Origin of the sequence: Campylobacter concisus, assembly GCF_003048905.1 — a bacterium.
GTDB lineage: Bacteria > Campylobacterota > Campylobacteria > Campylobacterales > Campylobacteraceae > Campylobacter_A > Campylobacter_A concisus_V.
On the sequence record NZ_PIRO01000001.1, the window covers coordinates 24,571 to 37,827 of the forward strand.

Below are 13,257 nucleotides of genomic sequence, written 5' to 3' on the forward strand. Positions count from 1 at the left end.
ATCATACGATTTTTATCCCATTTAAATTTATTAGTTTTAATTATTTATTTAATTTTAAGTAATATCCTCAAAGATACGTAAAATTAGCTATTTTATAACATTTTATATATTTTCATTAATATATTTTGCACGATAATATTATTTTTATCTTTATCGAAATAATAAATTTATAAGTAGTAGCTACAAATACGATAAAATGGTCTTTTACTAAATGATTTTAGCTATCAAATCTCACTATATAACCTAAAATAAATCTTTATGTTTCTTTTAAGTAAATTTAATGTAATCTTTTATTATTAATTATTTAATTAATATAGTTGTTTTAAAAAATATTAAGAAATGAACTGGCGGTGCGTTTTAAACGCTAAAAATTTACTAAGATAGGAAGTTATCAATGAGTGAAAAATTTACCAGAAGAGAATTTCTACAAAGTGCCTGTATCAGCGTAGGTGCGCTAGCTACAACAGCTGGTACGACCAATGTTTTTGCTGGTGAGTTGCCAAAAGGCAATGAAAGTGGCTTACCATCTGTTGATGTGCTAATAATCGGCTCTGGCGGTGCTGGACTTCGTGCAGCAACAGCCGTTCGCAAGCAATATCCAAACTCAACCGTTGTTGTTGCTACAAAGATGATGCCATCTCGCAATGCGACCTGTATGGCAGAGGGCGGCATAAACGGAGTTACCGACTTTAGCAATGGAGACAGCTTCAAGCTTCACGCTTATGACACAGTTAAAGGTGCGGCTTATCTTGCTGATCAAGATGCAGTTGTGAAATTTTGCGAGGCAGCAGGCGCAGTCATCCACGAGCTAGACCACAATGGCATGCTCTTTTCTCGTATAGATAATGGTGACGTGTCCCGTAAAGATAATGGCGATGTTGCGTTTCGCTTCATGGGTGGCGCTAGCAAAAAACGCTGTAACTACGCAGCTGATAAAACTGGCCACATTTTGATGCACGCCTGTCTTGACGACGCTATCACAGCTGGTGTTAAATTTCTAATGGATCATGAGCTACTTGATATCGGTCTTGAGGATGGCAAAGTAGAAGGCGTCGTTCTTCGCAACATTCAAGATGGTCAAATTTACCCAGTTCTTTGCAAATCTCTTGTCATCGCAACTGGCGGATACACTAGAATTTTCTATAACCGCACATCAGTTCCATTTATAGCAACAGGCGATGGCATAGCTGCTGCGCTTAAAGCAGGTCTTGGTTTTGAAGATCCTGAGATGCTTCAGTTTCACCCAACTGGCGTTCAAAATGGTGGCACACTAATCACAGAAGCTGCTCGCGGCGAGGGCGGATACTTGTTAAACAACAAGGGTGAGCGTTTTATGAAAAACTATCACGAAAAGATGGAGCTAGCTCCTCGTGACGTCGTCGCTCGTGCGATCGAGACAGAAATTCGCGAAGGCAGAGGCTTTGGTGAGGGCATGAGCGCTTATGTGCTTTGTGACGTTCGCCACCTTGGCAAAGATACTATTATGAAAAAGCTTCCAAAAATTCGCCATACTGCCATGCTTTTCCAAAATATCGATCTAATCGGGCAACCAGTGCCTATCCGTCCAACAGCTCACTACTCAATGGGTGGCATAGAGGTAGCTAAATTTGATGATATGAGCACAAAAATTCCTGGAATTTATGTAGGTGGCGAGGCTTCATGTGTATCCATCCACGGTGCAAACCGCCTTGGTGGAAACAGCCTAACTGACGCAGTTGTAACTGGCGATCTAGCTGGCAATGGTGCTGGTGCTTACGCTCAAAATGCAAAATTTGCAAGCGGCAAGAAAACTTCTGAGCTAGCAAAAATGTGGCAGGATAAATTTAAATCTATCGCAACAGGCGAGGGCGGCGTAAATAATATGTACGCACTTCGTGAAGAGCTTGGTAAAAACAACTGGGATCTAATGGGTATCTTTAGAACTGGTGCAAAATTAGATCAGCTTTCTAAAAATTTAGAAACTATCCAAGCAAAATATGACACCCTCAAAGTGCCAAATCAAAACCCAGTCATGAACACAGCATTTACTGACTATGTCGAGCTTGGCAACCTTATACTTCTTTCTCGTGCAGCATGTCTTGCAGCGCAAAATCGTCTTGAGAGCCGTGGCGCTCACACAAGAGAGGACTATCCAAAAAGAGATGATGTAAATTTCTTAAAACACAGCATAGTCACACTAAAAGACGGCAAGCTTGAACTTAGCTACAAAGACGTTGTGACAGGCATATTTTCACTTGACGGCAAGAAGCCAGAGTAAGGAGCTAGGATGAAAATTATTATCGACCGCTTTGACGGAACTAAAAAATATGAATCAACTTATGAGCTAACAAATGAAGAGATCAAAGGCAAAACTCTTTTAACAGTGCTTCTTGATATCAAACAAAAAAAGGATGCGACATTAAATTTCACAGCATCTTGCCGCTCAGCGATATGTGGAGCGTGCGCTGTTAGAGTAAATGGCCACTCATATCTAGCCTGTGATACAAAGATGAATGAGCTTTTGGCGGAGTATGACAACCCAGAGAGCATAAGAATCTCTCCACTTGGAAATTTCAAAGTGATCTCAGACCTCATGGTGGACTGGGAACCAAGTATTGAAAATTTACGCAAGATTAAGCCTAGTATCACTGCTAAGTCAGAATTTAGCGCAGAAAAAGGCTGTAAGCAAAGTCAAAAAGAGTATGACAAAGTAGCTCTTGAATGGGACTGCATACTTTGTGGAGCCTGTGCCAGCGAGTGTAATAAACTAGAAGCTGATGCGAGCGACTATATGCAGCCATTTGTATTTGTTCATGCTTATAGAGCGGCATTTGACTCACGCAGTAAAGATCCTATGCCGCACCTAAAACCAGCTATAGATAATGGCCTTTGGATGTGTGTAAAGTGCCAAGAGTGCGCTGATCGCTGTCCAAAAGGCATAAGCGCATGCAAAGACATAACTGATCTTCGCATCATGGCTATACAAAAAGGCTTTGATGATGGCATGGGACCAGATCACGCTGAGGCGTTTTTAACCGATCTAGTTGATGGCTCAGGCAGACTAAATGAGATCAAGCTTGCGCTTCGCTCTGAGGGAGTGTTTAAAAATATGGGCAAAATGGATATCGCTGCAAATTTAATGCTTGCAGGTAAGATGAATCCGCTTCATATTTTCGGCGAAGAGGACATAGAAGGACATGATGATCTAGTAAAAATGATAAATGCGGCTCGCAAAGCTGCTAGTAAGGAGTAATTATGCAAAACGAATTCGCTTTTTTTCCAGGATGCGTACTCTCTCAAGCAGCTAAAGAGGCTAAGATGTCGCTTGAGGCTATCGCTCCGATACTTGGCTGGAAGCTTCACGAGATAAAGGGCTGGAGCTGCTGTGGTGCCCAACAAGCACAAGACGTCGATCCTATCGCTACGCTTGTGGCAAATGCTAGAAACATAGCGCTTGCAGAGCAGATGAATATGCCTATGCTTACGACATGCTCAACTTGTATGCTAACTCTAACAAGAGCTAAAACTACACTTGATAAGGGTGCAAAGGACCGCATAAATACTTTCTTGGCTGAGGGTAATATGAAATACAATGGCTCAACTGAGATCACAAGCCTTCTTTGGGTGCTTTATCAAAACGTAGAAACGCTAAGAGCAAAGATTGTTAAGCCACTTAGTGGGCTAAAAGTAGCGCTATTTTACGGCTGCCATAGCCTAAGACCTGAAAAAGATCTTCATAACAGAGAAAGCTCAGTCAATCCAAAGAGCTTTGAAACCGTTGTAGGCGCACTTGGCGCTACTATTGTGCCATTTGAGAAAAGACTTGACTGCTGCGGATTCCACGCTAGCTACCCAGCTGGCACATCTGTAAGAAAAATGTCAAGCCAGATCGTAAATAACGCCGATGAAAACGGCGCTGACGTAGTTGTCACACCATGCCCACTTTGTCAAATGCAACTTGACATCTACCAAGAGAGATATCAAGATGAAAACCACTCAAACGTGAGAAAACCTATCATTCACCTCTCTCAGCTTGTAGGTCTTGCACTTGGACTATCTGTTGAAGATCTTGGACTTGATCTAAACATCATCGACGCTACCAAGATAGCGTAAATTTTGTCCCACGTCTTTTGGCGTGGGAAATTCTTAAAATTTATTTTTCTATTACAAACAAAGCAAATTTGGCATTTTATAAAAATTTTTAATATAAAAATGGATCAAAAATAATAAAATTTATTATGTAAATTCTTTTATTTATATAAAATATTTTTTAGCTATAATCGCGTGAAATTTTAAATGGATTGATTATTAAATTTAAAGGACTAAATATGCAAAACGTTGGTATAGTCGCAAAAATAAGTGGAAAAGTATTTGTAAAACGCAATGGAAAGTTGATCGCACTAAAACAGGGAGATGAGATATTTTTAGGTGACGAGATCATAACACAAAATAGTGGTGATACAGTCGTTATAAATTTCTATCACGCTTCGCCTATTGCGCTACTTGAGCCCCAAACTATCGTGATCACAAAAGAGCTATCAAAAGCAAATTTTAATACGCAAGGCAGTGAAGCACAGATAGAAGAAGATAAGAGAAATTTTCTTGTTGAGAATGAAGAAACAAAAAACAAAGGCGAAGACGACAGCCCTCATAACGCAAGTCATAGTTCTCATGGCTCAAGTCACGGTAGTAGCTTTGCAAGCATAAATGGTTTAAATTTTGATACACAAGGTCACATCTCAAATATTATTGGTGTTTATGGTGATGCAGTTGTACTGCCAGTCATATTAAAAGAGTTGGCATTGGCACATAGATCTATTAGCGGCGCGGTAGCAGCGGTAGAGCAAAAAGAGAGTGTTCCAGTTATTGCAGCGCCAAGTGTTAGTATTTTAAAAGACATTGATGGCGACGGCTATATAAATATTGCAGAAGCAGACGGCGATGCAAATCATACTGGTATGGCGGTTACTTTTAATAATGACTTCAAGCCAAACGACAAAGTGACATTGGAAGTCGTAAATAACGGTGTAAAGACTATACTTGTTTATAAAGTTGATCAAGCTGGTACAAGCGTGATAAATATAAATAATCCAAGTGAAATTTTACCTATTTCGTCAAATGCTATAAACCCAGAGCAAAAAGAATTTATCATTCCAAGTGTCGCTGTCACTCCAAATGCTATATTTAGTGTAAATTCTAGTATCACTTTAGCAAATGGTACTAACTCATCTGTGGCAAATATAGCCACAAGTGTTGATACCATCACTCCGACTCTTGGCTTTAAAAAGGTCGTTTTGGGAAAAGATTTAAACGGCGATGGTGTCATAGATGCAAGCGAAAATAGCTTTAATCCAGTAGTTAGTACACCAAGTGATGATGCGAAGGTCATCTTATCGCCAAATATGAAAATAGGTGATAAGATAAAGCTAACGACTACCGATCCTGACGGAACCTTGTATGAAAAGGTACTGGTTAAAACATCACAAAACACGCTTACAGATAAAGAGAGCGGCGAGAGCTATCCGCTCACAAGTGAAAGTGGTGAAAATGTCGGTTTTAACGTAGCAAATGCGGTTAAAATTTCATCTTCAACTCCAACAAATATAAATATCCAAATGATAAGTAAGTCGGGCAATCCAGGTGCAACTGAAACCATAACCATAGCAAACAACAATGATCCAATCGCTGTTTTTACCCTTGATGATAATAAAGATGGGATTATAAATTTAGCTGAACTTACAAAAAGTGGTGGTACGGCCTTATCGATAGATATTTATATACCAAACAATGCCGTAGTTGGCGATAAGATCCGTATAAAAGTTGATGATCCAGCTAGCACACCAACAAGCGTAACAAAGACATATACCATCTCATCTGACGGACTTACTGCTACGCTTGATGGTGGAACGGAGATTATCCCTATAGAAAATGGCAAGATTACTATTGCTGATCCAACAAACTCGAGCGATCCAAGCATAAAAAGGCTAAGTACGACGATTATTGATGGCACGACTGGCACCCCAAAAGCTTCAAGCGTGAGTGAAATTTCAAGCGATACAGTTGCACCTATTAAATCCCCACATGTACAGTTTGCAAAAGATAACGATAAAGATGGTGTTCTAACCAGTAAGGAGAGCGGCTTTAGCCCTGATGGTGTAAAGACACCGATAAAGATAAAAATTCCAAACGATGCAAAAGATGGTGATAAATTTGAGATAGATATCGCAGGAAGTGATGGTAAAACAGATAAAATCACTATTAAAATTTCTCAAAACGCATCTGGTGTATATAGTGCCACGAGAGATGATGGTGCGCCTATTAGTGTAAATAATGGTACCATAGAGACCACCACAAGACTTTATGGGCTTACGACAAATTTTACAACTACATTTACTGACAAAGCTGGCAATAAAGCAGCCCCAGTCACAGACAAGATAACTCTAGATAATAGCATAAAGGTGCAGTTTGCAAGGGATAATGATGGTGATGGACTGATAGATAGTATCACAACTCCTTCTGGCTCGTCATCAACTCAAAGCGATCTTGATATCTACCTGCCTAATAATACAAAACCAGGAAGCAGTATAAACGTCACGATATCAACTCCTACCATACCATCTGTTACAACAACTGTCAAATATACCATAAGCGACGATGGATTAACAGCCGTACCAAGTGATGGTTCGGTACCGCTTCCAATAGCCGGTGGTAAATTTAGCATACCAGACGTTCCTATTTCTATGGATCATTCTACGCCGGTTAGAGCGACTATCACAACACCTGGCGAGACTACGACGACTGATGGTATCCGTGGTAGATTATTTGACTTTGGAATTTTAGAGTATATTGACGATGTAAAGCTTGCTACGCAGATAGATGGAGGAGTTATAAATATCGCAAAATACTTAAGAGCAGGAGATAATGAAAAAGTTATTCAGAAAAATAACTTTGATAATGAGAGCAAAACTATAAAAGAGTACAATGTTTCGCTTACTAACGATGAGCAGCCAAATATAGTCTTTGGTGTAGACCGTGCTCCTGGAACCAAGCTTCGTTTAGCTCTTGAAGATGATCATGGTAATGCTAAAATTTTACCAAACGGACAAAACTATATGGATCTAGTTGTAGGTGCGGACAAGCGTGTAAATATGGACTTTGAAGCACTTCGACTAAAATTGGATGAAAGATACTCAAATATTAGAGCGACTGTTTTAAAAAGTGATGAAACAAAAGATGATGATCTCTTGGTTCGAGTCGATCTTGATGCTACTCCAGATGCAATAGCTACACCAAATGCCACGTCTAATGTTACTAGTGTAGATATTTCAGGCAGTATCGGAACCGACTCAAATGGTAACAACACTCTTAATAAAAATACCATAAATAAAGTTGATCTTTATGATTTGCTAAATTCTGTTCACAAAAGCTCGTCTCTTGATAATGCACATAGCTATTCTGAAAATTTTGCCCTATCAGCCAATAGTACTGGGGCAAATTTTATGATAAAAAATTCTGACGCCGCAGGAAACGTATCTATTAGCACTGTTACATTTATTGGCAATAGCGGTCTTGATGCTGATATGTGGTTTTACAACTACGTAGATCCGTCATGGAGAGCTAGAGTTGGTAACAATTCTGGTGTTTATAGTACGCGAGGAGGTAAGTCTATTTATAAAGACTATATGGAAATTTATTCCCCAAGTGCCTCTACTACCTATGATGTTGTGCAGTTTGCTTCAGGAACACACTATAAGACTTTGTCTAATCAAGGAAATATGCATGCAGAGGATTTAGCTAGAGTTGGTAGACATGGAGATAGTGCCTTATACGATGCGTCTAATCCATATGCACCAAAGAAATTTAGAAATGGCGTCGATACTGCTGCTGGCACTGGTGATAACATAGGCTTTGCAAATGGTGTTTTAAAAGGTAGACCCGGCAATTATACCCTTGGTGAGTCAAATCCTGTTGGATCTGATCTTGTTATGAAGATGAATGGCTGGATATATGTAAGTGCACCTGGAATATACTCTGTAAGAGCAGCAGACTTGCATAACTATGCAGAGCTTACTATAAATGGAACGACACAAAAATTTGGAAGTCCAACAACATATATAAACCCGACGACGGAAGCATCGTATGGTAAAAATGGCCAGTGGTGGAGTAGGGATTTTACATTTGATAAAGCTGGTTTTTATAAACTTGATATGGAGTATATGGACGGAACTGGTGAGATGAACTTATCTTTATATATGCTTCCAAAAAGTGTAGCAAACACTTATGGCCCCCAAGATCCGTATCCTTCATCTATGCTAGTTGGAGCTCAAGGTAGTGGTACGCATCTCTTTAGTAATAATTATGTTGAAGCACTTATTCAAAATGGACATCTAAAAAAGATAGGAACTACAAATTCTTACGAACTAAGCGACACTAGTAAATACGGCGAATCAAATTTTAGTGATCCAGTTTACCTAAGACAAGAGGGTGATATAAAAGGTGGCAACCTAGATGATGCCTTTGTTTATAGTAAGGGTAGAATGATAGATGGTAGAGGCGGCGTGGATACTCTGATAGTCGTTGATGATGTGGATTTTTCAAATTTAGATAACGTTAAAAAGATAAATAACTTTGAAAAGATCCAGCTAGGCAGTGCCGATCAAGCGGTATCTATAAAATTTAGCCCAGATGGTGTATTTGATATTATTGATAGCAGAAATACAAGGGACGCAAGCAATAGTACAGCTAGTGAGAGTGTAAATACAGTGTTAAAAGTCATAGGTGACAGCAAAGACCTAGTACAGCTCACACACGACTTTGTAAAAGCTACAAAAGCTGATGTTGCTACGCTAAATAGAAAACATAGTGTTGTCGGTGACATGTACAACAAAGTAGATGTCACAAGTGAGGGTGATGCAGTAAATCAAGTCTATAAAGCGACATTTAATCGCCAAGAAACCATCAATGGAAATACAATAAACACAAGACACACTGTTTTTCTTGAGATCCAAGATGGTGTACAGGTTGATCTATTATAGAAATTTAAATTTTATAAAGAAGAGTAAAGCCCAAAATTTCTATTGGGCTTTATAATTTTAGATAGCTTTTAACATAACTTTCGTTAGTAGCTCTGAAAATTTAGCTGGATTTTCTAGGCTCATGCCCTCATTTAGCCTTGCCATATCAAGAAGCAAAGGCGCTATGTCATAAACCATTGCCTCATTCTTTTCTAGTTTTGCAAAAATTTCATGGTTCGCATTGATCTCTAAGATCGGCTTAACTTTTGGAGCGTTTGCACCTTGTCCCATTTGTTTTAGCATCTCTTGCATAGCATAATCAGGATCATTTTTATCATAAATTAGCACCGCAGCGGAGCTTGAGAGTCTTGAGCTAAGCTTGACATCTTTGACTTCATCTTTTAAAATTTCTTTCATTTTAACAAGCGTATTTGCAATTTTGCTTTCATCTACTTTTTCATCACTTTTTATCTCATCATTGATATCAGCGTGTGAGACTGATTTTAGAGGTGTTTTGTCAAAATCATTTACCATTGGCATGACGATCGTGTCGATCTCTTCATCCATAATAAGAACCTCAATATTATTTTTCTTAAAGCTCTCAAGAAGCGGAGAATTTCTTAGCATATTTTCATTATTGCCACTTATGTAATAGATCGATTTTTGATCTTCTTTCATCGCCTCTTTGTACTCTTTTAGGCTGATAAGTCCATCTCTTTTTGAGCTTTTAAATAGACAAAGATCTAAAATTTGCTCTTTTTCAGCGTTAAAGCCGTAAAGTCCCTCTTTTAAAACCTTGCCAAATAGTTTGTAAAATTTTATGTATTTTTCGCGGTCGTTATCTTTTAACTTTGCAAGCTCGCTTAAAATTTTCTTCACGCTTTGCTCTTTGACGCTTCTCATAATCGCATTTTCTTGCAAAATTTCGCGGCTAACATTTAGTGGCAAGTCCTCAACATCAATGATACCCTTGATAAATCTTAAATATGGCGGCAAGAGTTCTTTTGCATCATCTGTGATGAAAACTCTTTTCACATAGAGCTTCACGCCACTTTGGTAATCAACTCTAAATAGATCAAACGGCTCGGTGCTTGGTACATAAAATAGAGTTGAGTACTCGATCTTACCCTCAGCTTTTGTGTGGATGTAAAGGAGCGGGTCGCTGCTATCGTGAGAAATTTGCTTATAAAAGTCGTTGTAGTCTTGCTCTTTTAGGCTGGCTTTATTTAGTCTCCAAAGCGCATTTGCCTTGTTTATCTGCTCGTTTTTGGTCTCATAAGTGCCTTCTTTTTCGCCTTCTTTTGGAGCGACATAGCTTTGTTTATCCATAAATATAGGATAAGGGATGTGATTTGAATACTTCTTGACTATCTCTTCTATACGCCAAGAATTTGCAAACTCATCGTCATTTAAATGTAAGATGATGTTCGTTCCAAAGCTCTCTTTTTGGGCATCTTCGATCTCATAGCTTTTTGCATCAGATGTCCATTTATAGGCTTTGTCGCTAAGTGCTCGTCTACTTATGACCTCGATCTTGTTTGCCACCATAAATGCTGAGTAAAAGCCAACACCAAACTGACCGATCAATGAGCTATCTTTTTTAGCATCACCACTTAAATTTTTCATAAAACCTTTTGTGCCGCTTCTTGCTATCGTGCCTAAATTTGCGATAAGCTCGTCCTTATCCATGCCGATACCATTGTCACTGATGGTTAAAGTCTTAGCCTTATCATCTACTTTGATGTCGATCCTTGGAGTGTAGCTTAGACTTTTATACTTTTCATCGGTCAAGCATAGGTAGTTTAGCTTGTCAAGAGCGTCGTTTGAGTTTGAGATGAGCTCTCTTAAAAATATCTCTTTGTTTGAGTAAAGAGAGTGGATCATTAAATTTAAAAGGTCATTTACCTCAGTTTGAAATTCAAATTTATCTGCCATTTTTCTTTTCCTTGTTTTAAAATTTTTGGCAGATTATAACACAAAGTGATAAAAATATACTTAACCTTGATAGCATTACTATCAAGGTTTTTAAATTAATTTTTTAAAATGATTTCAAAAAAGTTATAGTTTATGAATAAAATAATAATGATAATTTATTAATTATTATTAATTATGCATTATTGTATAAAGTTTATTTAAAATAGTGCTATAATCAAGGTGAAAATTTTTGGAAAAAGGAGACAAAATGAATTTACGAAGCATTTTGGTAAAAGTTTCAGCAACGATTGCTACGGTTTTGGCAGTATCTATGACATGTTTTGTTGTATATACATCAAATATTTTAGAGCGCGAGATAAAAGATGGTGTGCTTACAACAGTAGAACAAAACGTCCGGCTTGCTATGAATACGGTTAAATTATTTGAAAAAGATAATGTAAGTAGTGCGGAGCTAATAATGAGTGTTTTTAAAGAGATGATTGGAAAAATTTCAACTAATCACCAGATGAGCAAGACTGACAAATACGAGGCGATAGATCTAATATCTCAAAATGGTATTTTAAACAACAACTACGATATTCTGGATAAATTTAATAAAGCTACAAAAGGTGGAATTTCAACGATTTTTGCAAAATCAGGTGATAATTTTTTAAGAGTTAGTACATCGGTGACGAAGGCTGATGGTAGTAGAGCTGTTGGTACGATGATTGACAAAAACAGTCAAGCCTATAAAAATATCATGAATAAAGAGAGGTATATAGGCGTTGTAAATTTATTTGGACGCAACTATATGAGCATTTATGATCCTATTATTGAAAATAACGAGGTAATAGGAATTTTATTTGTTGGTTATGATCCTACCGAGGGATTAAACAATATGAAAAAGACTTTTTCTGAGATGAAACTTGGTAAGCATGGATATTTTTCTCTGTACAATACTAAAACTGGTAAATTTGACTTCCATCCAACTAAGGCAGATCAAGAGCTAAATAGTGAATTAAAAACTACTATGGATAATATTGTTAAAAAAGGAAAGGGCATTGAGCCTATTATAATTGATGGGGTTGACTGCATAGTTGCTTTTGAGTCATTTGATAAACTAGACTGGATGGTTTTAGGTTCAGCTGTTACTGATGATTTTTTAACACCGCTAAAAGTAGTTAGTAAAAATTTCATCATAGCAAGTATCATAGTTACCTTACTTTTGATAGCTGTTTCGATGTTCTTGCTTAAGAAGATGGTTGCAAATCCTATCGATAGACTAGGAACAAATTTAAATGCGATAACATCTGATTTTACAATTAAAATTCCTATTTATGGTAAAGACGAGATAGCTAAGATAAGTAAAGATATAAATGATTTTATTGAAAGAATAAGAGTATTAATAAGTGATACAAAGCACCTTTCAAGTGAAAATAGCTCTGTTGCAAATGAGCTTAGTTCTACATCTCTTCAGACAGGCAAACGTGTAGAAAAATCAACTGAAATAGTGGAAGAGACAAATCAAAGATGTAAAGTAATGCAAGAAAATATGAAAGAATCTTTAGCGGTAGCTCAAGCTGGCAAAGACGATCTTCAAAAAGCAAGCACGCATATAAAAACGGCAACTGAAGCTATAAGATCGCTATCGGCGCAGATTATTGATTCTGCTAATGTAGAAAATCAAATGGCTGATAAGATCGATCAGCTTAGCCGTGATGCCGAGCAGGTAAAATCTGTCCTTGTTGTTATCAATGATATAGCTGATCAGACAAATTTACTTGCTCTTAACGCAGCTATCGAGGCTGCAAGAGCAGGTGAGCATGGACGCGGTTTTGCTGTTGTTGCTGATGAAGTTAGACAGCTAGCTGAGAGGACTCAAAAGAGTTTAACTGAGATAAATGCAACTATCAATGTCATCGTTCAAGCGATCAATGATAGCAGTGAGCAAATGGGTATCAACTCTAAACAGATCCAAGAGTTAACTCACGTGGCAAGCGATGTTGAAAAAACTATAAATGTTATGAGTGAGACAATGAATAACGCTATAGCAATGTCTGATAAGACTATGCAAGACTACATCGCAACTGGCAAAAATGTAAATGAAATCATGGAAGGCATCTCAAATATCAACCAGATTTCATCTGAAAATGCTAGAAGTGTTGAAGAGATAGCTTCAGCAGCAGAACATCTAAATAAGATGACAGATGCATTAAATTCAAAACTTAGTGTTTTTAGAACTTAAGAACTTATCTACAAAACTAATATTTTTAGGTCTAGCTCTTGCTAGACCTTTTTAAATTTATTGATAAAAATTTCTAGTATATAAAATCAAATTTTTATAGATAAT

5 protein-coding genes and 2 pseudogenes are annotated in these 13,257 nt (G+C 37.6%); 6 read left to right on the forward strand and 1 reads right to left on the reverse strand.

The genetic code is table 11. From position 1 onward, the window contains the following. The first annotated feature begins 394 nt into the window (after positions 1 to 394). From sdhA to CVS95_RS00140, 4 genes are all read left to right on the forward strand, one after another. Positions 395 to 2,257: an 8-methylmenaquinol:fumarate reductase flavoprotein subunit gene (sdhA, locus tag CVS95_RS00125; protein ID WP_107695134.1), complete on the forward strand. Its 1,863-nt coding sequence runs from the start codon at positions 395 to 397 to the stop codon at positions 2,255 to 2,257. A 9-nt stretch (positions 2,258 to 2,266) separates the two neighbouring features. Beyond that, complete coding sequence (gene sdhB / locus CVS95_RS00130) at positions 2,267 to 3,232, forward strand: 8-methylmenaquinol:fumarate reductase iron-sulfur subunit (RefSeq protein ID WP_107695135.1); 966 nt, start codon at positions 2,267 to 2,269, stop codon at positions 3,230 to 3,232. 2 nt (positions 3,233 to 3,234) lie between these two features. Next, positions 3,235 to 4,092, forward strand: a complete 858-nt coding sequence (gene sdhE / locus CVS95_RS00135) for an 8-methylmenaquinol:fumarate reductase membrane anchor subunit (protein WP_107695136.1) — start codon at positions 3,235 to 3,237, stop codon at positions 4,090 to 4,092. 215 nt (positions 4,093 to 4,307) lie between these two features. Beyond that, a complete protein-coding gene (locus CVS95_RS00140) occupies positions 4,308 to 9,014 on the forward strand; it encodes a hypothetical protein (RefSeq protein ID WP_107695137.1) in 4,707 nt (1,568 codons plus the stop codon). A 57-nt stretch (positions 9,015 to 9,071) separates the two neighbouring features. Here CVS95_RS00140 and htpG read toward each other — a convergent pair whose 3' ends face one another. After that, a complete protein-coding gene (gene htpG, locus CVS95_RS00145) occupies positions 9,072 to 10,928 on the reverse strand; it encodes a molecular chaperone HtpG (protein ID WP_107695138.1) in 1,857 nt (618 codons plus the stop codon). 310 nt (positions 10,929 to 11,238) lie between these two features. On the opposite strand from htpG, the pseudogene CVS95_RS09920 reads away from it, so the two are divergent. After that, positions 11,239 to 12,072: pseudogene (locus CVS95_RS09920) on the forward strand (Cache 3/Cache 2 fusion domain-containing protein); the annotation flags it as partial. A 27-nt stretch (positions 12,073 to 12,099) separates the two neighbouring features. Next, a pseudogene (locus CVS95_RS09925) lies at positions 12,100 to 13,152 on the forward strand (methyl-accepting chemotaxis protein); the annotation flags it as partial. Positions 13,153 to 13,257 lie beyond the last annotated feature (105 nt).

Bases quoted from the DNA above. Each gene is read 5' to 3' on its own strand.
- sdhA (WP_107695134.1), top strand. From the start codon at position 395: ATGAGTGAAAAATTTACCAGAAGAGAATTTCTACAAAGTGCCTGTATC.
- sdhB (WP_107695135.1), top strand. From the start codon at position 2,267: ATGAAAATTATTATCGACCGCTTTGACGGAACTAAAAAATATGAATCA.
- sdhE (WP_107695136.1), top strand. From the start codon at position 3,235: ATGCAAAACGAATTCGCTTTTTTTCCAGGATGCGTACTCTCTCAAGCA.
- CVS95_RS00140 (WP_107695137.1), top strand. From the start codon at position 4,308: ATGCAAAACGTTGGTATAGTCGCAAAAATAAGTGGAAAAGTATTTGTA.
- htpG (WP_107695138.1), bottom strand. From the start codon at position 10,928: ATGGCAGATAAATTTGAATTTCAAACTGAGGTAAATGACCTTTTAAAT.